The sequence below is a fragment of the Paraburkholderia hospita genome (assembly GCF_002902965.1).
GTDB classification, from domain to species: domain Bacteria; phylum Pseudomonadota; class Gammaproteobacteria; order Burkholderiales; family Burkholderiaceae; genus Paraburkholderia; species Paraburkholderia hospita.
The window spans coordinates 1,081,717-1,103,085 of record NZ_CP026106.1 but is presented as its reverse complement, the minus strand read 5'-3'; the positions used below and the strand labels follow the sequence as shown (position 1 = coordinate 1,103,085).

16 protein-coding genes and 1 tRNA gene are annotated in these 21,369 nt (G+C 58.3%); 9 read left to right on the top strand and 8 right to left on the bottom strand.

The window, feature by feature from the left end:
* Positions 1 to 124 precede the first annotated feature (124 nt).
* Together C2L64_RS23355 and C2L64_RS23350 are read right to left on the bottom strand one after the other, a co-directional pair.
* A protein-coding gene (locus C2L64_RS23355; RefSeq protein ID WP_090839379.1) for an IS3 family transposase occupies positions 125 to 1,299 on the bottom strand; the annotation gives its coding sequence in 2 pieces (ribosomal slippage) (positions 125 to 1,026 and positions 1,026 to 1,299; 1,176 coding nt in all).
* A gap of 144 nt (positions 1,300 to 1,443) precedes the next feature.
* Positions 1,444 to 1,521, bottom strand: a tRNA-Gln gene (locus C2L64_RS23350).
* 377 nt (positions 1,522 to 1,898) lie between these two features.
* On the opposite strand from C2L64_RS23350, the gene C2L64_RS23345 reads away from it, so the two are divergent.
* Positions 1,899 to 2,459 carry a hypothetical protein gene (locus C2L64_RS23345; protein WP_007589953.1) on the top strand — a complete coding sequence of 187 codons (561 nt, stop codon included), beginning with the start codon at positions 1,899 to 1,901 and terminating at the stop codon, positions 2,457 to 2,459.
* 549 nt (positions 2,460 to 3,008) lie between these two features.
* On the opposite strand, the gene C2L64_RS23340 is transcribed toward C2L64_RS23345, so the two are convergent.
* Positions 3,009 to 3,353 carry a HopJ type III effector protein gene (locus tag C2L64_RS23340; RefSeq protein WP_007589955.1) on the bottom strand — a complete coding sequence of 115 codons (345 nt, stop codon included), beginning with the start codon at positions 3,351 to 3,353 and terminating at the stop codon, positions 3,009 to 3,011.
* A gap of 401 nt (positions 3,354 to 3,754) precedes the next feature.
* On the opposite strand from C2L64_RS23340, the gene C2L64_RS23330 reads away from it, so the two are divergent.
* Positions 3,755 to 4,276 carry a DUF2867 domain-containing protein gene (locus C2L64_RS23330; protein ID WP_007589959.1) on the top strand — a complete coding sequence of 174 codons (522 nt, stop codon included), beginning with the start codon at positions 3,755 to 3,757 and terminating at the stop codon, positions 4,274 to 4,276.
* A gap of 142 nt (positions 4,277 to 4,418) precedes the next feature.
* Here C2L64_RS23330 and C2L64_RS23325 read toward each other — a convergent pair whose 3' ends face one another.
* Positions 4,419 to 5,888 carry an aldehyde dehydrogenase family protein gene (locus C2L64_RS23325; protein ID WP_007589961.1) on the bottom strand — a complete coding sequence of 490 codons (1,470 nt, stop codon included), beginning with the start codon at positions 5,886 to 5,888 and terminating at the stop codon, positions 4,419 to 4,421.
* Between the two features lie 115 nt (positions 5,889 to 6,003).
* Positions 6,004 to 6,657: a glutathione S-transferase gene (locus C2L64_RS23320; protein WP_407671827.1), complete on the bottom strand. Its 654-nt coding sequence runs from the start codon at positions 6,655 to 6,657 to the stop codon at positions 6,004 to 6,006.
* Positions 6,658 to 6,828: 171 nt separating this feature from the next.
* Here C2L64_RS23320 and C2L64_RS23315 point away from each other — a divergent pair, with 171 nt between their 5' ends.
* Positions 6,829 to 7,404, top strand: a complete 576-nt coding sequence (locus C2L64_RS23315) for a TetR/AcrR family transcriptional regulator (protein ID WP_007589964.1) — start codon at positions 6,829 to 6,831, stop codon at positions 7,402 to 7,404.
* A gap of 160 nt (positions 7,405 to 7,564) precedes the next feature.
* On the opposite strand, the gene C2L64_RS23310 is transcribed toward C2L64_RS23315, so the two are convergent.
* On the bottom strand, positions 7,565 to 8,176 hold the full coding sequence (locus C2L64_RS23310; RefSeq protein WP_007589966.1) for an NIPSNAP family protein: 612 nt from the start codon (positions 8,174 to 8,176) through the stop codon (positions 7,565 to 7,567).
* A gap of 116 nt (positions 8,177 to 8,292) precedes the next feature.
* Between C2L64_RS23310 and C2L64_RS23305 the strand changes: the two genes are divergently transcribed.
* Positions 8,293 to 9,156, top strand: a complete 864-nt coding sequence (locus tag C2L64_RS23305) for a LysR family transcriptional regulator (RefSeq protein ID WP_039901737.1) — start codon at positions 8,293 to 8,295, stop codon at positions 9,154 to 9,156.
* 218 nt (positions 9,157 to 9,374) lie between these two features.
* On the opposite strand, the gene C2L64_RS23300 is transcribed toward C2L64_RS23305, so the two are convergent.
* Entirely contained in the window at positions 9,375 to 9,830 is a 456-nt protein-coding gene (locus C2L64_RS23300; RefSeq protein ID WP_007589980.1) for an antitoxin Xre/MbcA/ParS toxin-binding domain-containing protein, read from the bottom strand.
* Between the two features lie 1,021 nt (positions 9,831 to 10,851).
* On the opposite strand from C2L64_RS23300, the gene C2L64_RS23295 reads away from it, so the two are divergent.
* The 3 genes from C2L64_RS23295 to C2L64_RS23290 all read left to right on the top strand — a co-directional run bounded on the left by C2L64_RS23295 (position 10,852) and on the right by C2L64_RS23290 (position 12,691).
* Positions 10,852 to 11,124 (top strand): hypothetical protein, encoded by a 273-nt coding sequence (locus tag C2L64_RS23295; protein ID WP_007589983.1) that lies wholly within the window; start codon positions 10,852 to 10,854, stop codon positions 11,122 to 11,124.
* 108 nt (positions 11,125 to 11,232) lie between these two features.
* Complete coding sequence (locus tag C2L64_RS53345) at positions 11,233 to 11,838, top strand: HlyD/EmrA/EmrK family protein (RefSeq protein ID WP_131542684.1); 606 nt, start codon at positions 11,233 to 11,235, stop codon at positions 11,836 to 11,838.
* Positions 11,839 to 12,016: 178 nt separating this feature from the next.
* Positions 12,017 to 12,691 carry a response regulator transcription factor gene (locus C2L64_RS23290; RefSeq protein WP_007589984.1) on the top strand — a complete coding sequence of 225 codons (675 nt, stop codon included), beginning with the start codon at positions 12,017 to 12,019 and terminating at the stop codon, positions 12,689 to 12,691.
* 24 nt (positions 12,692 to 12,715) lie between these two features.
* Here C2L64_RS23290 and C2L64_RS23285 read toward each other — a convergent pair whose 3' ends face one another.
* The gene (locus C2L64_RS23285; RefSeq protein WP_007589985.1) at positions 12,716 to 13,087 is read right to left on the bottom strand and encodes a response regulator transcription factor; all 372 of its coding nucleotides are present in this window, start codon (positions 13,085 to 13,087) and stop codon (positions 12,716 to 12,718) included.
* A 694-nt stretch (positions 13,088 to 13,781) separates the two neighbouring features.
* Here C2L64_RS23285 and C2L64_RS23280 point away from each other — a divergent pair.
* Together C2L64_RS23280 and C2L64_RS23275 are read left to right on the top strand one after the other, a co-directional pair.
* The gene (locus tag C2L64_RS23280; protein WP_007589986.1) at positions 13,782 to 14,822 is read left to right on the top strand and encodes a LysR family transcriptional regulator; all 1,041 of its coding nucleotides are present in this window, start codon (positions 13,782 to 13,784) and stop codon (positions 14,820 to 14,822) included.
* A gap of 566 nt (positions 14,823 to 15,388) precedes the next feature.
* Complete coding sequence (locus tag C2L64_RS23275; RefSeq protein ID WP_007589987.1) at positions 15,389 to 20,914, top strand: trifunctional serine/threonine-protein kinase/ATP-binding protein/sensor histidine kinase; 5,526 nt, start codon at positions 15,389 to 15,391, stop codon at positions 20,912 to 20,914.
* Positions 20,915 to 21,369: the final 455 nt, after the last annotated feature.

Below are 21,369 nucleotides of genomic sequence, written 5' to 3'. Positions count from 1 at the left end.
CAAAACAATCTAGCCGCGGCCGAGTTCATTCGCTCAGAGAGCGAAGTGCACGATGTATTTGTTTTGACAGCCCCGCGGTTGACGGGCAGGTGTGAAGTCGGTCGGAACTCGTGGACGCCAACGGTTAAGCAGCGATCTTGTTCAAGTAGAAACGCTGCGTGAACGCGGCGGGAGACAGGTAGTCAAGCCGCGCTTGTGTCCGCTGCCGGTTATAAAAGATCTCGATGTATTCCGTGATCTCTTGCTGCGCCTGCTGCCGAGTGGCGAACCGTCGATGATAGACCAGCTCGCTCTTCAGCGTCCCCCAAAATGATTCGATCGGTGCATTATCAAAACAGTTTCCTCGTCTGCTCATCGATGCTTGCATGCCGAACTGGCTAACAAGGTTCTGGTACGCGTGCGCACAATATTGACTGCCGCGGTCGGTGTGGTGAATCAGGCCAGGCGATGGTCGGTGCGACGCGACCGCCCGAAACAGCGCCTGCATCACCAAATGCTTGGTCATACGCTCGTTCATCGCATAGCCGACCAGCTCTCCGCTGAACAGGTCCTTGAGCCCGGCCAGGTACAGCCAGCCCTCGTCGGTTGCGATGTACGTAATGTCTCCACACCACGCCTGGTTCGGCGCGCTCACCGAGAAATTCTGATTCAGTTGGTTCGGCGCGACTGGCAGGTCGTGCTTCGAATTGGTTGTCGCTTTGAACTTGCGCTTCTGCTTGCAACGCAATCCAAGCTTCTTGCGCAATCGCTTGATGCGATGCACGCCAACCTGCACACCATGTTCTGTCAAATCTTTCTGCAGTCGTTCAGCGCCGAATGTCTCCCGCGTGCGCTGGTGCGCGGCGAGGATTTCTGCTTCCAGACGGGGTTCCTGTTGCGTACGGGACGAGGGTGGCCGTTTGAGCCATGCATAGTAGCCGCTGGTCGACACACCCAGCAGCCGACACATCGGCGGCACCGGGTAGTCCCGTCGCATCTGCTCAATCACGCCGTACTTCACCGCGACTCCTTCGCGAAGTAGGCCGCAAACTTTTTTAACAGATCGCGCTCCATCTTCACTTCCGCCAGCTCCCGTTTGACGCGGTTCAGTTCCATCTCCAGGTCAGTCAGTGGTTTTTGCCCTTGCCCAACCGTCTTCAGCTTGCCCGCTTTCGCGGCGCGCACCCAGTTCGCCAGCGACTTCATCGGGATCGACAACCGGCGTGCCGCTTCCGACACGCCGACGCCTTCCGTCAGCGCGAGCTTGACTGCCTCTTCGCGAAATTCCTTCGTGTAGACCGCTTTCGGGATCCGATTCATCAATGCCTCCGTTCCTCTATTTTACGAAACGTTGGCATCCACTTTTTTCAGCCGGCCTCAGTGGACCGAACGAAGAGAGCCCTAGCGAATGATCTCAGCTTGAAAGACTGGCGCTTGGCTTGATCCAAGGCTTGGGGAGAGTGATGGCAGGGGAAGAAGGATTCGAACCTTCGAATGCCGGAATCAAAATCCGGTGCCTTAGGCCAACTTGGCGACTCCCCTATGTAGGGGCGAGATCATACCAGAGGATTGGAAAAGAGCAAAGGGTCGCGCAGGACGGTTTGGCCCACCGAGCTACCTAAACGAGATTATCGCCGGATCGAACGATCAGTTTGACCAGCACGCGCAGTTGTACTTCACTGATGGGGGTGGCCCATGGTCACGGCCAAAATTGCCGCCCGCTTTCGGCGATTTTCGCAAAAGCCAGGGCCTGCTTTGGAAAACTTGCCACCCGAGGCTGCGGCGTGACAGCCGTTTGCACATAAGCCTCCATCCCAGATTCGACCACGGAGACAGTGACAGTATTGACCAGTGGTTTCCTCACTTAATAACCGGTCTAATAATGCCAATCGATTGTGGCTACTTCACCGGAGTTGACCATGACGAACTACAAGATGCAGCAATTTTCCGCGTTGTCTTGTGGGGCTGCCTGCCTTCTTGTGGCCGCTAAGGAGCCTGGTATAGCTGACATGCCGAACTATCCGCCATTTATGGTGCAGCAGCCGCTTGCGTTGAGCAATGGTTGTGAACGAGCCATCTACGCGGTAACGGCCAATAACCAACAGACTTACTCAATGCCTGATGGAATTGCACTCGCCGCGATTAAACTCGGATTGGACGTGGAGGTCTACATGAGCGGTTGCATGGTGCCGCAATTGCTTGAATGGAAGTATCCCAATGTGCGCGCTGCTTTAGGTAATCTTAATGTCGATGTCGAATCGGGTACCCCGATATTAAAAGATCACCAGCGGATGCTTGTTGCTGTCGGCATTGGGTTGGTTGGCCTTCACTGGATTCTCTACCGACCAGATACTACTTATATGGACCCTGCCTACGACAAGAACTACACCTGCAGTTTGTGGGGAATGGGTCAACTCGGTGTGTTCAGGTACATAGACACTGGTGTATATGTGGTTGTGAGTACCAAAGGCGTCGTGTAAATTCGTTGCGCCATTAGATGTATTGAACTAGGCATTCGCTGGTCGGGAACACCGGCACCGCGTCAATCGGCGAAATTCGATCCCTGTGCTGCCAAGCGATGGTTGTGCCTTGAGAGCCGTCGTTTAAATGAAATCAGGTGCTGTTTCCGCATTGAGTCGAAAGTTTGGAACTCACGCTCATTGGGAAAACCGATATTCGAGGCCGCTGAGTACCGAATGTCCGGAGAGCGGCGTGTAGCCGCCTCATCGTTGCCGGTACCCGAATGTCGGGTATGGCCGAATTCCCGACCGCCTCCCTTCCCTTTCCCGCACGTGGCTCGCGCCCGAGGTTTTTGCCGTGATAAGCGCGGGTTATCACGGCAGCGGACACTGATAGTCGAACCCATCGCCTTGAGAAAAAGCAACGCCAACTCGAACGCCTTCGCTGTACCGCCGGCCATGATTTGCGCCAGAGTGATTAGCCTTGAATCCAAGGCCAGACCAAGCATTCAGCACCTCACGAGCACCAAGACTGAATGCGTCTTGCGAAGGGGCATCATCACGGCATGCTTAACGGGCTTCCAGTGGCATGGCATCGAACTGCACCCCATCCCAGCCGTGTTTCATGAAATTGCGAATCGGCTCATGGTCGGTGCCGGTCGGATTCCTCAGCACATCCTCACGGTAATAGATGCCATAGCAATTCAGTGTCTGCTCTTTCGTAAGGTTGTGAAGCATGGCAAACGCGAGCAACTGGCATGAACGAACATTTTGGCCCGCTTGATACCGGACTCCTCCGTTCTCGAATGCGACGGGCGTGGATTTGTACGAACCGGGAATGGCTGCCAACGCGTCATCGAGCGTGACAGAGGTAGGGTTGTCGGTCAGATTTTTAAGGAGGATGTCGAGCTTCATTATTACGTACTCTCCATATCAGGCTATGGTTAATAAAGCAGATTTGCCAAACGTCGACTGGTGCCGACAAATGGTTGACGCAATGTTCCCTCGACAAGAAAGAACAATCGATTGATAGTGGAATGGCCCAGACCGCTTATAAGCGTGGGATCGGCAAGGTCTTGGCCGGAGATCATGATCGGTTGATCTCCACTGGCACCGGGGGTGCGGCAGGAATCTTGGACTCGTCTATGCTGCAAGTCCGAGGCTCTCGCGGTATTCGACAGAACTTCGGGAGCCGGGACCGCCACAATCGGTTTGGCTTCGGCTTTAGCAGGAATATGTCACGCTAATTCTCTCGACTGCGTTCGCTTGGGTCGCGCTGGGGCAGCCAGGGAAATTTGAACGCATGGAGAGTGGGCATGCAGACGAATTCGAAGAAAGCCGAACAGGTCGGCCTGCCGGCGACCTCACGGCTGAGCCGGTCGTACGGCAAGGCTGATTTTATCGACGCATTTTCGGTGGACTTGCCAGCGACTGCCTGCAACGACGCAGAGTCTCTCGCTCGATTCATCTTTGCCGAGCAACCCAAGTGGATCGCGATGCTGCAGGGCGTTCGCGACATTGCCGTATGGCCATTCGGACTTAAAAGAACGGTCGATCTGAAAGCCGCGAAAGACGACCGGCTAAGTATTTTCCGCGTGTTCGAACGGCATACAGACGAGATCATTCTGGGTGAGGACGACAGGCATCTTGATTTCCGCGTGTCGGTTCTCGTGCAGCCCGCATCTGAGGACCGCCCCCAGCGCCTGATAGTCACTACGCTTGTCTTCTACAATCGTCTGCTGGGTCGGGCCTATCTTGGCCTTATCGCTCCTTTCCATCGCCTCGTAGTGCGAGCCTCGCTCGACCGGGCACAGCAGCTCGGATGGCCCGGTCGGTAGCTGCGATTCATCAACGCTCCTTCCGGCGGGCCGTAGATCGCCAGACCTCAAAGTGGCGGGTTCCTGAGAGCGGTCAGGACCAGGCGTAGCTATCCATTTCCACCTGATCAGTCACGCTCTCGCCCCATTCACTAGCAGCCACTCATGCTTGCCTGACGGTTTTCCTTATCAGCACCGTCTTCGGATTGGTAAAGAGTTGACGACCTTCCGCACCATGTTCCGTACCGAGGCCTGATTGCTTGTGCCCGCCGAACGGAATGTCGACGCCCTGGGTATGGATCTCGTTCACCCAGACCATTCCCGTTTCCAGACGGTTCGCTACCGCAACCGCGGCTTGAGTATCGCGGCCCCAGACAGAGCCACCAAGGCCAAACGGGCTGTTATTGGCGCGATCGATTACATCGTCAACATCGCCGTAGGCGATGATAGGTACGATCGGGCCGAATTGCTCCTCCTGCACGATTTTCGCGTTCTCCGGTGGGTTGTCGACAACCGTAACCGGAATAAAATAGCCGGGTCTGCTTTCGTCGACGTTTCCACCAAGAACAATCGTCTGGCAGTTAGCCTTGATGTCGTTGAGAAAATCTTTCACCTTTTCGTACTGCATTCTGTTCTGTACCGGTCCGATCGTAACCTCGGGATCGAGCCCGTTGCCAAGCTTTTGTCGCCGTGCATAGTCAACGAAGGTCTTCACGAAATCGTTATGGACTGACCGGTGAACGTAGAGACGCTTGATACCGACACACCACTGGCCTGAGTTCCCGATAGCCCCCCAAAAGAGTTGTGGGATGATCGATCTGTAGTCTGCGTCGGGAAGCACGATCGCTGCGTCGTTACCACCCAATTCAAGCGTCACGCGTTTGACGGTTCCAGCGGCAGCGCGCAACACATGCTTTCCCGTCTCTGTAGAACCTGTGAAGCTGATCTTGGCGATGTCGGGATGATTCGTCAGCAGAGGACCAAGTTCATTGCCGCCCGAAACAACCGACAGCACGCCTGGCGGCAGGACGGATTGCGCAATCTGCCCAAAGCGCAGTGCGGATAACGGAGTAAAGGGCGAAGGCTTGATCACCATGGTGTTGCCAGTAATCAGCGCGGGCGCCACCTTCCAAAGTGCAAGCAGAACCGGAAAGTTCCACGGTGTGATGGCACCGATCACGCCGAGCGGCGTATGGTGCAGCTCGACAATGTGTTCCTCGGTCTCCTCGACGATCTCGACCGGAATCCGACGGGCGGCGATCTGACGAATCCACGAGATGGATTGATCGACCTCCGGCTCCGCCATCGTCTTCAGCGGCTTCCCCTGCTCAAGGGTCAACAGACGTGACAACTCATCCCGATGTACTTCGAGTGCATCGGCGTATGTGTTGAGGTACTTCTGGCGCCCGTCGTAGCCAAGCGCAGACCAGGCTTTGAACGCATGACTGGCCGCTGCGACGGCTTCGTCAAGCTGTTCCGCTGTGGCTGATGGAGCCGTGGCGAATGCTTCGCCAGTAGCCGGGTTGATTACGTCAAAGCTATCGTGCGACTGCAAAAGATTACCAGCGATGCTGAGGTAATACGGGCCGTTGAAAATACCAGCCGACTGAACTGCTTGAGGTAATGCAGACATGAATTGTTCTCCGGGGTATGGAGGGCTGAAGCGCTGCCGTCGCGAATCCCGCCACAAATCGACAAGTTTTTCGTCTCATGGGACGACTACTTAGATTTAGAAAGATGAAATTTTTTCATGCAGTCTCTGGTATGGAGAACGCCGGCTGCGTGCTTACGCTTGGCCGCTCCTGCATTCTTTCGTACCACGCCAGGAGCGCGGTGCACTCAGCCGGCACTGGTAGCTTGACGATAGATGCGAAGACCAGACCGCCGATTACGGTGATGTCGGCCATTGAAAATTCTTTGCCCGCGACATACGGCTGGTTTCGAAGAACAGCATCGAAGTAATGCATTCCGCGCAGGGCCTTGTCGCGCTGCCTGAATCCCCATTCGGCGTTCTGGTACAGCTCAACGTGCGGCCCCAATCCCGGCGTTCCGTGATGGAAATAAACGCTTATGGCGTCGAGCAGCTCCAGTTCGGCACGCTTGCTCATCATGTGGATCAACCCTTTTTCGAGCGGCGACTTGCCAATCAGAGTCGGCACGCCATCGAGTCCGTCAAGGTACTCCGTTATGGCCGTGCACTCGGCAATACAGGTCCCGTCATCGAGTTCGAGCACCGGTAACGTGCCCGAGTAGTTCTTGCTCGCCATGAATTCGGGCTTCTTGTGCTCGCCCGCGTACAGGTCGACCAGCACGAACCGCACTCGCGATTGCAGATTCTTTTCCGCCAACGCAATGCGCACACGCGTCGGATACGGCCCTTGCGGGAAGTCATAAACCGTCATTGTCGACAGCTGACTGTCGTTGATACTCGTTGCAATAGCACTCATTTGGCTTTCCTTTCACAGTGGTGTCGTGACGAACGGTAATCTTGCCTACCTAACGTTCGTTAGGTTTACAATATGCGTTACAATCCGGGTTGTCAACACTGAGTAGTCGTGCGGAGAACGGTACAAATGCGGAACGAATCGAACTCAGGCTCCAGGGAGCGGATCCTGGCGGCGGCCACGAAGATTGCTCAGGCCCACGGCTACAGTGGATTGAATTTTCGGGATCTCGCGGAAGACGTTGGTATCAGACCCGCTAGCATCTATCACCACTTCACGAACAAGGCCGACCTCGGCGCAGCGGTGGCACGACGGTATTGGGAGGACTCGGCAGCGGTTCTTGAAGCTCTCCAGGCCGAATCCCCGGACCCGCTGCACTGCCTGCACCGCTACCCCGAAACGTTTCGCAAGGCGCTGGAAAACGCAAATCGCATCTGCTTGTGCAGCTTCATGGCTGCCGAAAGCGATGACCTCCCCGGTGAAGTGATGCAGGAAGTCCGAACCTTCGCTGAGGTGCACGTCGCCTGGCTGAGCAAGGTTCTCTCAGCGGCGGGGGTTGTTGACTCAAAAGGGAGTGGTCCACGGGCCCGCGCTATCTTCGCCGCCGTGGCTGGCGCACAGCTCATTGCGAGGAGCCGTTCGGATGTTTCCCTCTACGACACACTGATCGACGGCTATCGTGCTGCCGGACTACTTCCCGCCTAGCACGCTTGTGAATTTCGTCAGCGACGCGAGCGGCGCAAACGGTTTTGAGCTGTCGACGATCGGCTCACGGCAGCCGACCTACCGCTTGTGGCCGAACTCGGCCAGATAGCGGATTGCACCGCAAACGTGCTCGCTCCCCGCCGAGACCAGCATACGAGGTTCAGCGAAGTGGCGAATTTTCTGTCGGTATCCAGATCGTCGAGGTCGCGTCAAAAAACTGATCTGGTCCTCCCTTGGGCGGCCAGACGCCATCAGCGTATGACTTCGCGCGGATCGCGATGCGCTCATCCAGGCTTTGCCATGGCCAGATGTGGGTGATGCGAGGAGCGCCATCAAGCGCATACATGTTGACTGTCAGGGGCGAGCGTTTCGAGCGCTCAGGCATCGCGGCCTTCCAGGCTTCAATAGTCGGCTCAAGTCCACCCGGCCGAAGCCAGTAAGTGCGGAATTCGTAGTATTTGCCGAAGGACCCCGGCTCTACCGGAGGAAGAAACGAAAACCCGGCGTAACTCTCCATCTCGATTCGACAGTCGCTTGTAGTTGCTCCGAAGGGATTCGAGTGATGGAGCGCACGTTCTCGTTCACGCGCCAGTTCGTGAGTGTCATTGAATCCCCGCAGCATCCGCAGACTGCCAAGCGGACCATTTTCGGAGGTCCATGCGCCGAGCCAATGACCCGAAATTTCAGAGCGATGGAGGTAGGCCTCCGCGTTCTTGATAACCTGAGGCAGTTTAAGGATGTGCGAGGACAAAGTAGTTAGTTCGTAAAACATGTCCAATCTCCATGGTGTTTTGGACGATCGTGTGCGTCCGATTGATGACCAGATTAGACTGAGACGTTCTCATCCGGTATTCCCAATACGTTCACACGCTCCGTCAAAAATTCGCTATGTTCGACTGGCAAGATTTGCGGTACTTCCTCGTGCTCGCACGCACTGGATCGCTCTCTGGTGCTGCCAATGAGCTTTCTGTTGAGCACGCGACGGTCGGGCGTCGCATCGCATCGCTCGAGGCGACGCTCGGTGTGAAACTCGTTCATCGGCTACCCCGGAGCACCCGATTAACGGAAGATGGAATGGTCGTTGCCGAGCTCGCCGCCGGGATGACGGAAAGCGCACAGGCTATCGACGGATTTGCACTTCGGACCTCGGCACTGATGTCCGGGTCGGTGCGGATTAGCGTGCCGCCTACGATCGGCAATTTTTGCATTGCTCCGTATATTCAGGAATTCCGCGAGCGCCATCCGTCCTTGAAGCTCGTTATGGCGAGTACCGCGGAAATCGCCCCGCTTGACCGAGGTGTTGCGGATATCGCGATTCGAATGTTCAAACCACAAGAGGCGAGTCTACTTTCGCGCCGGGTTGGTGCGATTCGCTTCGGCTTATACGCAAGCCGCGCCTATGCGGCACGCCCTCCTGCACAATGGGCATTCATCGCCTACGACGCGTCGTTGAACCACGTGAAGCATCAGCTCTGGCTGCGCCGATTTCTCGACGGCAGACCCATCGTGTTCGAAACGAGCGATGTTATCGCACAGCAGATTGCCGCACGAAGCGATGTATGGGTTGCGATTCTACCGACGATGCTCGGCGAGCGCGACGCAGAGCTCGTCAGGCTAAGCGTCGATGTCAACCCGCCCGATGCAGCATTGTGGCTTGTTACTTATCCCGATCTGCGGCGCACGCCGGCTATCCAGGCGGCTATGGCATTTCTGGCGGATTGCATTGGTCGCGAACAGCAGTTGAAGTCGTAGTGACGCGTTGTAGGGTCGATCTTTGACCGCAAAAATAGGGCGACCCATGGATTTTCCCGCCTGAACGGGAAGCTTTTATGCCGTGATAACTGCCTGGTTATCGCGGCAACCATAATCGGTCGATGTCGGGGTAACCGGCGCAAAGCGGCAAAGCCACGACCTTCGAGCGACCGTCGCAAGTAACGGTCGGTGAAGACCCTTGGCCCTCCGCGGAGTCACTACGCGAAGTGCCCCTCGTCAATCTGAACAAGCGCCTCTTCAACTAGTCGCGCTCCGTGCTCAGTAGTTGTCATCTCGAGGGCAGTTCGACTCGCAAATCGCATCTGTGCATTGCGCAGCCATCCCATAGCCTTCTCTACGTTTCCAAAAACAGCACTTGCATGAGCCACGATTCTAGCCAACCGAATCACACGGTCAGACTCTTCTATCGAGAGACGTTCATCCTTCCGACGACGATGGCTCAGCATTCGGCGAGAAATGATAAACGCTAGTTCGTCCGGTTTGAGACCTTTCTCCTCAAGACGATCTAATGCATCAACTCGCAACCCGTTCCGTGCCAGATCAGCTAGGTCTGCGTCGTTGCGAACCGGAATTGCCAGAAGTTGTTCGAGAGATGTGAATAGCGACCGACGTGGATCGCCTCCGCGAGAGGGAATAAAGGGAATGGTTGCCATGGCTAGGTCCAATGTGGATATGCCCTCGCCGATCATAGGCCTTTCCCACACGCTTCGATAGCTCGGCGCCAAACGCGGAACTGACGGTTTAAGAACGAGCCGCTGCAACCTCTAAAGGCCACAGCGATGTTTCCTCACGGACGTACTACGCAACGCAAGGCTAAAATTCCCGAATGCCCCAGATCGACCCGATTCAGCCATAGACACTGGCGCAATATCAACGACCGCTTTTGATTGTTCTTCGGACTTACCCTGTGATCGAAGAACAACGCGCAAAGGCGGTTACGTGCGTTGCTGAGCACGACGCAGACATTCGCGTCAAACTCACAGGCCTCAATAATCGATTAGCACTACTTTTAGTGTTTTTACTTGTCTGATGACGAGCTAAAATCGGCCCGGATATTCGAAACGGACGCCAAACGTAGTGTTCAAATTCTTGTGGCGGTTCAATCGCCACGATCTTGTGCATATCGCCGCTGGACACGACAAAGTCGATGAATACAGTCTGCGTGCGACTGCACGCTTTCCGACTGGTGCCGAAGAGGCAACACCGTGCGCTCGCTTCCGCGTCTACCGCCCTCGACTGTGCCCATCTACGATGACTTCGTGCCGCGCATCGGTCGCGAGCACATCCGCAAGTTGCGGATATCTACCTCTTCGCAAGGAGACGCCATGATGCAGCGGCAAGCACCGTAAGGTTAGCGTACCGGCCGGCCGTGCTGTTTGAAGACAGCCTCTGCTCGCCCGAAAAATATCGCAGTTGAATGAGGCGTGCTGAACGCTGTCGTTTGAGCGCAGCCTCGAGAGGCCGTCGTGACTCCGATGATGATTCGGCTGCTCGCCCATCATCCGCGCGGGAATGTCTTGATGATTTCTCTGACCTATACGCGGAGCGCCGCACACCCCGTCGATCGACAGTTCGTGCATGGATTCTTGGTCATTTTGCAAGGCCAAGGAAAAAAGAAAGTCGCACGGCGCCCGCAGGTTGCAGCTTGTTCAATGATTTTTATGGAGCCCTATCATGAAGCCGAAACTCGTCGTCGCAATACTAACCGCGCTTTGCGCATTCTTTGCAGAGTCAGCGCTCGCCAGCGGCTACGGCCCGGCACCTCGCTATGAGCCCCTGGCCGGTGCACCAGCGTCGCAGCACGGTCAGAGCGCCGATACGCTCGCCGTCGAACGCCGTGACTCAGCCGATACGCAGTACGGCTATGGCGGCATGGCCGCAGTTCTCTCACAATCAGGGAGCCGTCCGGTCGCCACGCTACAGAGTGACGTTTACGCACATCATTGACCGCACCCGATCTTGAATACGCGGTGCCGCATTACTTTGTGAACTCAACCGACTTTTTACCTCTGGGTTCGAGTCATGTGGAGCAACCCGTGTCGCCGGGACACGCCTTTGATGGCGATCGAGCCACTCGATGGCGTATGGGTCGACCCGAACTACAAGGAAAGCAAACTGCTTAAGATGTGTATTGGTCGGCCGATCACTGACCGCGGATACGTACAACGTAAAGGTCAAATACCACTGTTGCGTAGCGGGCAGCGCAGCGCTTTCAGCGCGCTGCCCACCCAGTATGCGACGGCCAACTGGATCGAGGTCGTTCAGCACCTGCTCTCGCGCATCCTCCATGAGAAAGGCCCGCTCGGGTATTCGCTGCGGATCGAGAGTCCAAGTGGATGCGAGAAAACAAGAGCCGCAACTCTGCGCTGCGCTGAACACTACCTGTCGCTCCAATGTGTCGCAGGATTCAAGGCGCGGGCGGACGGCAAGATCGAGAGATCATCGCAGCAAGAAGTGCCGCGGACCACATCACATCGTCGCATTCTGTGTTTGCCGTTGACTGATCACGCGAAGCGCACCGTCGCACTCTACCTCGCAAACAGTCTCGCTACCCGGTATCTCTCGCCGCACGCATCGCCATACCAGAGCGGGTGGCTTCGCAGGCGGCAATCGCGTCGAACTTCAGCAGGTGCTACACAACTTGGTCGTCAACGCGCTTGAGTCAATGCGCGACTCGGGTCGCGCGCAACTCACAGTCATCATGTCGTGTACCTTTCAAATCGCCTAAAATAGCTTTGACGATGGTTGGTGCCAGTGTGCAACTGTATGACGAGAAGGATGTCAATGGCACGCCGTCGCTTGCATCGCATGTCCACCCAGCCGGGAAAGAGGGGGCAAGATGAACGCGGTGTCCCATTCGACTTCTGCTCAGAATTCAAACGACCGCAAAGAGCCAGTAGTCTACGTGGTCGACGACGATGAGGCGATGCGACTCGCCCTCGGCGGCTTGCTGCGCTCGGTCGGGCTGCGCGTCGAAACATTCGAATCGTCGCAGGACTTTCTGGCTTTCCCCAAATTCAATGCGCCCAGTTGCCTCGTTCTCGACGTCAGGCTGCGCGGCGAAAGCGGTTTGGCGTTCCAGGAACAGATCGCGAAAAATGACGTGCGCATGCCGATCGTCTTTATGACGGGGCACGGCGACATCGAGATGACAGTTAAGGCAATGAAAGCGGGGGCCGTCGATTTCTTCGCCAAGCCGTTTCGCGATCAGGACATGCTCGACGCGGTCGCGAACGCGTTGGCGCGCGACGGCGAGCGAATCGCTGCAGAGCAATCGAGCGCTTCGTTGCGTGCTGCCTACGCGACGCTGACGCCCCGCGAACGTGAAGTGATGACGTTCGTCGTAGCCGGCCTCATGAACAAGCAGATTGCCTCCCGGCTGAAGCTCAGCGAAATCACCGTAAAGATTCACCGTGGTCAAGTGATGAAAAAACTGGCTGCGCGATCCGTCGCGGAGCTCGTCAGAAAGTCAGAATCTCTGGGCGTCGAGCCGCAGCCGCGCAAGCTATCCTGAGGCCGGCGGCGCCGCAACGATCCGCTACGGCCCGTCCAGTGCAACGCTGAGCCAATGCCCGATGGCGTCGACATCGACGGGCTTGTTGAGCACGGCCAGTGCGCCGGTCGCGAGTGCCCTCGCCTTCAGATCATCGGATGGAAACGCCGTGATGAAGATGGTCGGCGGCGCATACCCGAGCGCCCGAATGCGATCGTGCATCGCGACGCCCGACATGCCCGACATCATGACGTCCGAGATCAGACAGGACGTTTCGGCAATAGAGCCGGATTGCAGGAATTCCTCCGCCGATGCAAACAGCCGCGTATGCCTGCCGAAGGAGCGCACAAGCGTCTCCGTCGAGAGGCGGACGGCCTCGTCGTCGTCGACAATCGATACGATCTGAGCAGAATACACAACGGTAGCCGTGATGGTCAGGAAAGGAAATGCGGAACGACAACAGGGCTGCGCGCGGTGATCGTGCCTTGTGAATCTCCAGCCTAATTCTCACGTCGGCGACCGAGAATAATACCTACGTATAAAGGGCGAAGGGGGCGCCACATCCCATCGCGCCAGAATGCCGCCCACGCCGGATAGGGCTTGCAACCCGGCCGATGCATCGAACTCATACCTTGGTATGGGCCTCCGCGCGCCCCGCATTACGGCCATGTGAGCGAACTGTCCATCAGCGGGTCATACCCATGTATTAACTCGCGAATCCTACGTAGGGGTCGATGTCACCCGTCCGTAGAATGGCCCGGCGAAAGCCTCGCGCCTACCCTTGTCTCATGGTCGATGCGCAGTGCACTCGCAGCACGCAGCACGGTGTGACGGCCAGTCCTGAGGGGAAACGCCATGTTCAACGTACTGCACAACTGGATCTTCATCGGCGCCAATGCATACGACGAGTACACGTTCGTACCTTGGCTCAACAGAAACGTATATCGCCGGACCGTTGATCTACACTCCATTTGCCTTCAATAGCCTCCAATTGGCCGCCCAAAAAGCAGATCTGAGCAGGCGTAGTGAACCTTCTTGATCTGCGTGTGCTGCGTGGCGAAAAGCCGGCGTTCGGGAGCGCACAACGCTGTGTCATGAGTAGGAGTCGTCCATGGATCAAGCGGATACATCGCGGCGCGGCTTTCGCGTCGGCCTGCCTAACAGCGCCGATGCCTTGTCCGGCTGTTTCGCGACGAGCTACGCGGGCATCATCGCGTTTATGGCAGTCGCTACAGAAGGTAGCTTCATCAAAGCCGGCGAGCGGCTGGGGATCGGACGCTCGGCTGTTTGCCGCAACGTTCAGAGGCTCGAAACACAGCTCAGCACGCGACTCTTCTTCCGGACGACGAGGTCCACGAGCCTGACCCGGGAAGGCGAGCGGTTCTTCGAGAACTGCAACCGCGGAGTAATGCATATCGCCGAGGCCATGAATGACATGCTGGATCTGCGACAGGGGCCGCCGCGCGGCTTGCTGCGCATCAGCTCGACGGTCGGTTTCGGACGCAACGTCGTGGCTCCGTTGCTGTCGCGCTTCTCCGAGCGGTACCCCGACATCGCCGTCGACCTGCTGCTCGACGACAGGACTGCGGATTTCGCCGCCGAACAGATCGATGTCGCATTTCGCGACGGCTGCATAGAAGACTCCAGCATCATCGCGAAGCGGCTGATTCCGATGCAGAAGGTGCTCTGCGCATCGCCTGCCTACGTCGAAAAACATGGTTTGCCGTCCACGGTGGAAGAACTGGAGCAGCACAACTGCATCAGCCTGAGATTCTCCACTGGCGGCCGAATCCGTGAATGGGAGTTCAAGGTCGACGGCCGATTGCGCAAGTACCTGCCGACGGCCAGACTGACGTTTAATGACGCGGATCTGGTGCTGAAGGCTGTGTTGGAGGCGCGCGGTATCGCGCAGATGCCCACTTATCAGATTTCGGATCACATCGCGCGCAAACGGCTCGTCACGGCGCTGAAGCGGCACATGCCCGAGGACGGAGGCCATTACATCTGCTACCTTTGCCGGCAGCACCTGCCGTCGCGTATTCGCGTATTCGTCGATTTCATGACCGAGCAAATCCGCGCGCTCGATCTGAATTGCCTGACGCCGTTCAACGCGACCTGTACCGAGGCGCCCGTACACGCCACCGCAGCGTAAGCACAACACCGTCATGCCTCTTCGCCCCATCTGATCGCACCGCGCGCTCAGGTGCATCCTGCCAAAGTACGTGGATCTGCGGGTTTCGTCAGCGTCGGTGGTTGCTGACCGTCCCGGTCAAGCAAGAGCGACGCTCTTCAAGACAGCGAAGATAGAGAGGTGTGGCTGATCGACGAGCCAATTCCCTGCAACCGTTCGCCTCGCAAAGATCGCGGTTTGTGTGTGATATGCAGCGCGACAGGATTCGATCGTGCGATTGAACCGCCTGCGCTCGCATGCGTCGCAGCGCCAGCATGCCCTGCTGCATTTCGATCTAAAACGTAACAGATTTGCCCGGCTGCAGCACGGCGAGCCAGATCGCGCGCGTGGGCCGCGTCATTCTTGTCGCGGCGGTTATAAGCCTACACGAACACCGCCGGAACCCGAGACACCTGACGGCACATTTTCATAAACTACCGCGCACATTGGCACGCACCGCTGCATGCTTCCATCCCAGTCAGGCAAGGAGCCCGGTCCAGTCGTCGGGTGTATTCTGGCGACATTGCGGCACCGGCGGGGGGCGGCAAATGGCTATCCATGATTACGACGAGATGGGCAACGGCCTCCAGACCTTGTGGGAAGGTGGTGGGCACGTCTTCAGCCGGGCACGACGGCCGGCCAATTGCGGCGACGAGACGCGACTCATTGTGCGGACCACCGTCGAGCATCCCTCACCTGTCAGCCTCCAGCGGCTCGCTCATGAATTCGAACTGAAGGACGAGCTCGACAGCGCGTGGGCCGTGCGGCCGTTGGATCTGGTGCGCAAAGGCGACGAGGTGCTGCTGGTGCTTGACGATCCGGGCGGAGAACCGCTCGAGCGGCTGCTCGGCGCGCCCATAGCAGTTGGCATTGCTGTGCGCCTCGCTATCGGCATCGCCGCGGCGCTGGGCAAGCTTCACCAGCGTGGCCTCGTCCATCGAGAGCTCAAGCCTGCTCATATTCTCGTGAACTGCACGGATGGCCAGCCGCGACTGACAGGCTTCGGCATTGCATCGCGGCTGCGACGCGAGCGACAGGCGCCCGAGCCACCGGAGTCCCTCACCGGAACGTTTGCCTACATGGCCCCCGAACAGACGGGACGCATGAACCGCTCAATCGATGCGCGCAGCGATCTGTATGCCTTCGGTGTTACGCTCTACGAGATGCTCACGGGTTCGCTGCCGTTCACCGCAGCCGACCCGATGGAGTGGGTGCACTGCCATATCGCGCGAACGCCAGTCCCGCCCAGCGAGCGCCTTGCGGGCATCCCCGTCCCACTGTCGGCCGTCGTCATGAAGCTGATGGCCAAGACGGCCGAGGAACGCTACCAGACAGCCGGCGGCGTCGAGCGCGATCTGCGGCGCTGCCTCGTTGAGTGGGAAGCCCATGGTTACATCGACAACTTTGCACCCGGTCAGCAGGACACGCCCGATCGGCTGCTCATTCCGGAAAAGCTTTACGGCCGCGCAAACGAGATCGAGACCCTGTTGGCCTCCTTCGATCGAATCGTCAAAAATGGCGCGCCGGAGCTGGTGCTGGTTTCAGGCTATTCGGGCATTGGCAAATCCGCGGTCGTCAATGAATTGCACAGGGTGCTGGTGCCATCGCGCGGGCTCTTCGCCGCGGGAAAGTTCGACCAGTACAAGCGGGACATCCCTTATTCGACGCTCGCCCAGGCTTTTCAGGAGCTTGTGCGATTGCTTCTCGGCAAGAGTGACATTGAGCTCTCCAGCTGGCGTGACGCGTTTCTCGAGGCACTCGCGCCGAACGCACGGCTGATGGTCGATCTAGTGCCGGAGCTCAAGCTGATCATCGGTGAACATCCACCCGTCCCCGTGCTTGCGCCTCAAGACGCTCAACGGCGATTTCAGCTGGTGTTCCAGCGCTTCATCGGGGTCTTTGCCCGGGCGGAACATCCACTAGCGCTCGTCCTCGACGACTTGCAATGGCTCGACGCTGCCACGCTCGATCTGCTTGAGGACCTGTTGACCCGGTCCGATCTGCAGCACCTCATGTTGATCGGCGCATATCGCGACAACGAGGTGACGGCCGACCATCCTCTGAGTCGCAAGCTCGACGCCATCAAGACCGCTGGCGGAAAGACCGCGGAGATCGCCCTTGCGCCGCTTGGGCACGCGGATCTGCGGCAGTTGCTGGCTGACGCGCTTCGCTGCGAGCCGGCACACGTCGCACCGCTCGCTCAACTGGTTCACCACAAAACGGGCGGCAATCCGTTTTTTGCCGTTCAGTTCCTGTCGTCGCTCGCTGACGAGGGCATGCTCGTCTTCGATCACGATGCTGCCCGCTGGTGCTGGAATCTCGACCATATTCATGCCAAGGGATATACCGATAACGTCGTCGAGCTCATGATCGGGAAGCTCACGCGCCTGCCGGACGAAACTCAGAAGGCATTGCAGCAACTGGCGTGTCTTGGCAATAGCGCCGAAATGGCGACGCTCTCACTTGTCCTCGGGACGTCGGTGCAACAGGTTCATGGGGCGCTCTGGCCCGCCGTCCGGCTGGAACTTGTCGAGCGCCGCCGGACTGGCTACCGTTTCGCCCACGATCGCGTTCAGGAAGCCGCGTATTCGCTGATCGCCGAAGCGCAGCGAGGCGAAACCCATCTACGGATCGGCCGGCTGCTGGCGGGGCAGACCCCCGCCGTCGAGCGCGACGAGGCGATGTTCGAGATCGTCAACCAGCTTAATCGCGCAATCGCACTGATCGTGTCAAGAGAGGAAAGGGATCAGCTCGCTGCGTTCAATCTGATCGCCGGGAGGCGCGCCAAGGCATCCAGCGCCTATGTCTCAGCGCTCAAGTATCTGGTTGCAGGCGTGGCGCTCGTGGGCGGTGATGGCTGGGAGCGCCAACGAGAGCTCGTCTTTGCGCTCGAGTTGCACCGGGCCGAGTGCGAATTTCTGACGGGTGCGCTGGCGGCCGCGGACGAGCGTCTGGAGGCACTGGCAGCCCGTGCGAAAGATGCAGTGGAAGCAGCACGCGTTGCGTGTCTGCGCGTGGATCTCCACGTGACCCGCGATCAGAGCGGCCGCGCGGTCGCAGTCGGTCTCGAGTGCCTGCAGCGTCTGGGCATCGAGTGGTCGCCGCACCCAACGGATGACGAAGCGCACCGGGAGTATCAGCGGATCTGGTCAACCCTTGGAAACCGCCCGCTTGAGACACTTGTCGATCTGCCCTTGATGAATGACCCAGCATCCCTCGCGACCCTCGATGTTCTGGCAAAACTGACGGCGCCTGCCCTCTATACGAATCCGAACCTGCTTTGCCTCGTCACCTGTCGCATGGTCAATCTGAGTCTCGAACGCGGCAACGCTGACGCCTCCTGTTTCGCCTACGGATGGTTAGGTGGCGTGATCTCCGGGCTCCGCTTCGGCGACTACGAGACGGGGTATCAATTCGGCCGGCTCGGCTACGAGCTGGTCGAACAGCGCGGGCTGAAGCGCTACGATGCAAGGGTCTATATGATCTTTGGCGGTATGGTCCCGCCATGGAAACAATCCGTCTTGGACGGCCCCAAATTGTTGCGTCGCGTGCTGCGTCGCTCGTTCGAGGAGGCCAACCGAAGCGGGGACCTCACTTGCGCGGCGTACAGTTGCAGCCACCTGAATACGAACCTGCTTGCCGCCGGCGAACCGCTAGAGCAGGTGCAAGCCGAAGCCGAACGGGGTTTCGCGTTTGCGCAGAAGATGCGCTTCGGCGCCGTCATTGACCGCATCAGCGCCCAGCTCGGCTTGGTACGGACGCTGCGTGGGCTCACGCCGACGTTTGGCCATTTCGACGACGCGGATTTTGATGAGCTTCGGATCGAGCAGCGCTTCGCGGAGAACCCGGATCTGGCGACTGCCGAATGCTGGTATTGGGTGCGCAAGCTGCAGGCGCGATTCTTCGCAGGCGAGTATGCCGCAGGGCTCGATGCCTCCGTGCAAGCACAACGGCTCCTCTGGGCGTCGCCAACCTTCGAACATGCCGAATATCACTTTTACGCCGCGTTGTCTCGCGCGGCCTGTTTCGATACGGCAACGACTGATGAGCGGCAGCTTCATATCGGGGCGCTTGCCGATCATCAACGACAACTTGCGGTGTGGGCGCATATTTGCCCCGAAAATTTCGAGAACCGCGCTGCCCTCGTGGGTGCGGAGATCGCCCGGATCGAAGGCCGCGCAATTGATGCCGAAGCGCTTTATGAACAGGCTATTCGCTCGGCGCAGGCAAACGGCTTTGTGCACAACGAGGCACTCTCAAACGAACTTGCTGCGCGTTTCTTTTCAACGCGAGGTCTTGAGAAAATGGCGCGTGTCTATCTGCAGGATGCCCATGACGCCTACCTGCGTTGGGGAGCGGATGGCAAGGCGCGACAGCTTGAACAGTGCTACCCCACCCTCAAGTCCTATGCGGACAAGCTGCGCCAGTCGGCCACACTCGGAACGCCAATCGAGCAGCTGGATCTCTCAGCCATTTTGAGCGTCTCACAGATCGTGTCGGGCGAAATTGTGCTCGAGAATCTTATTGAAGCGCTAATGCGCACAGCAGTGGAACATGCTGGTGCGCAACGCGGCCTGCTCGTGCTCCCGCGGGCTACCGAGCTATGGATCGAGGCGCAAGCCAATACAGAAGGCGGCGCGGTCACCGTGGCGCTTCGCGAGGCGCCCATCTCTGACGCCGAACTTCCCGAGTCGATTCTCCGATACTGCGCGCGTTCACAGGAGAGCGTCATACTCGACGATGCGTCAACGCGGGGCGCGTTCTCCAACGACGGGTATATTGCTCGCGTACAGGCGCGATCGGTCCTCTGTCTGCCATGTGTCAAACAGGGAAGGCTGATTGCACTGCTTTACCTGGAAAATCACCTCGCGACCAGTGCCTTTACCCCGGCAAGGATTGCCGTCCTGAAGGTACTGGCTTCGCAGGCTGCGATGACGCTGGAAAATGCAACTCTATACCGCGATCTCGCGGAACGCGAAGCGAAGATCCGGCGCCTCGTCGACGCCAACATCGTCGGGATCTTCGTTTGGGATCTCGACGGTCGGATACTCGAGGCCAATGACGCGTTTCTCCGTGTTATCGGATACGACCGTGACGATCTCCTGTCGGGGCGTCTGCGCTGGTCAGACCTCACGCCGCCTGAGTGGCATGAGCGCGACAGAACAGAGTGGATGCCGGAGCTCAGGATCACCGGGACATTACAGCCCTTCGAGAAGGAATACTTCAGGAAAGACGGTAGCCGCGTGCCGGTACTGATCGGCGTTGCGATGCTGGAAGAACGCGGGACTCAAAGCATCGCGTTTGTGCTCGACCTGAGCGAGCGCAAACGGGCGGAAGCCGTGGTACGCAAGATGCAGCAAGAGCTGGCTCATGCAAACCGCGTCGCGACCATGGGGCAGCTCACGGCGTCGATTGCTCACGAAATCAACCAGCCGGTCGCCGCGACGGTGACTAACGCCCAGGCCGCGCTGCGGTGGCTGCGCGCCGAGCCGCCTGACGTCAATGAGGTCGGGCAGGTGCTCGGCCGTATCGTCAAAGACGGCAATCGAGCGGCTGCCGTTATCGGCCGTATCCGTGAACTGGTAAAGAAAGCGCCGCCGCGGAAGGAACCGTTCAACATCAACACGGCAATCCGCGATGTAGTTGACTTCACCCGAGGCGAAGCAAGGAAGCATGGAGCATCGGTGCAGACGCGTCTCGCGGACCAATTACCGCACGTTCACGGAGATCTGATCCAATTGCAACAAGTCCTCCTCAACTTGCTCATCAACGCGATGGAGGCTATGAGCGGTGTCAGCGATGGCGTGCGGGAATTGACGATCGGCACCGCCATGAATGAACCGGATGTCGTCATGGTGACGGTGTGCGATTCCGGTCCAGGTGTCGCCCCCGTGCATATCGAGTGCCTCTTTGAGCCGTTTTATACGACAAAATCTACCGGTTTGGGGATGGGGCTATCGATCTGCCGCTCAATCATCGAAGCACATGGCGGTCGACTGTGGGCGCGCGCAAATGTACCCCACGGTGCTATTTTTGAGTTCACGATTCCCGTCCATTCGGCTGTTTCGTCGTAAAGGGGCTCGCGTTCCGCACCGGCGGGTATCCCATCGTCAGTGGCGCTGGTGCGACGTTTTCTCGTCAGCGCTCGCGTCGGAGCACGATGCGCGAGCGACGACGGGCATCGCGCCGAATCCGACAAATCGGAAAGGTTTGTCGACAAGGAACATTCACTGTCGCCCTCGCTTCCGGCACAGTCCTTTGAGGACCATCCGACGGCTTTCAAAGCGAAGGAGACTTCCGATTGAGAGTCCCTTCAGACCATTCGATGACCGGACTGGCCGAACCCGGTCCGATGCTGGATGGGTGAAACGAGCCTCCGTCGCTCGGCCTGCGTCCGGCTCAGTTCGACCCACTAGCGCCGGTCGACCTATCGCCGGGCCAACGGCCGCTTCGAAGCTACAGCGGCCACGCACGTCACTGGGCCGGACGGGGAGTGGACCGCGTTGCGCCACGCAAGCCATAAAGCAAG

What these genes read in the sequence shown, in the direction of transcription:
- C2L64_RS23345 (WP_007589953.1), top strand. Translation starts at nt 1,899, where the DNA reads ATGACGAACTACAAGATGCAGCAATTTTCCGCGTTGTCTTGTGGGGCT.
- C2L64_RS23340 (WP_007589955.1), bottom strand. Translation starts at nt 3,353, where the DNA reads ATGAAGCTCGACATCCTCCTTAAAAATCTGACCGACAACCCTACCTCT.
- C2L64_RS23330 (WP_007589959.1), top strand. Translation starts at nt 3,755, where the DNA reads ATGCAGACGAATTCGAAGAAAGCCGAACAGGTCGGCCTGCCGGCGACC.
- C2L64_RS23325 (WP_007589961.1), bottom strand. Translation starts at nt 5,888, where the DNA reads ATGTCTGCATTACCTCAAGCAGTTCAGTCGGCTGGTATTTTCAACGGC.
- C2L64_RS23320 (WP_407671827.1), bottom strand. Translation starts at nt 6,657, where the DNA reads ATGACGGTTTATGACTTCCCGCAAGGGCCGTATCCGACGCGTGTGCGC.
- C2L64_RS23315 (WP_007589964.1), top strand. Translation starts at nt 6,829, where the DNA reads ATGCGGAACGAATCGAACTCAGGCTCCAGGGAGCGGATCCTGGCGGCG.
- C2L64_RS23310 (WP_007589966.1), bottom strand. Translation starts at nt 8,176, where the DNA reads ATGTTTTACGAACTAACTACTTTGTCCTCGCACATCCTTAAACTGCCT.
- C2L64_RS23305 (WP_039901737.1), top strand. Translation starts at nt 8,293, where the DNA reads ATGTTCGACTGGCAAGATTTGCGGTACTTCCTCGTGCTCGCACGCACT.
- C2L64_RS23300 (WP_007589980.1), bottom strand. Translation starts at nt 9,830, where the DNA reads ATGGCAACCATTCCCTTTATTCCCTCTCGCGGAGGCGATCCACGTCGG.
- C2L64_RS23295 (WP_007589983.1), top strand. Translation starts at nt 10,852, where the DNA reads ATGAAGCCGAAACTCGTCGTCGCAATACTAACCGCGCTTTGCGCATTC.
- C2L64_RS23290 (WP_007589984.1), top strand. Translation starts at nt 12,017, where the DNA reads ATGAACGCGGTGTCCCATTCGACTTCTGCTCAGAATTCAAACGACCGC.
- C2L64_RS23280 (WP_007589986.1), top strand. Translation starts at nt 13,782, where the DNA reads ATGGATCAAGCGGATACATCGCGGCGCGGCTTTCGCGTCGGCCTGCCT.
- C2L64_RS23275 (WP_007589987.1), top strand. Translation starts at nt 15,389, where the DNA reads ATGGCTATCCATGATTACGACGAGATGGGCAACGGCCTCCAGACCTTG.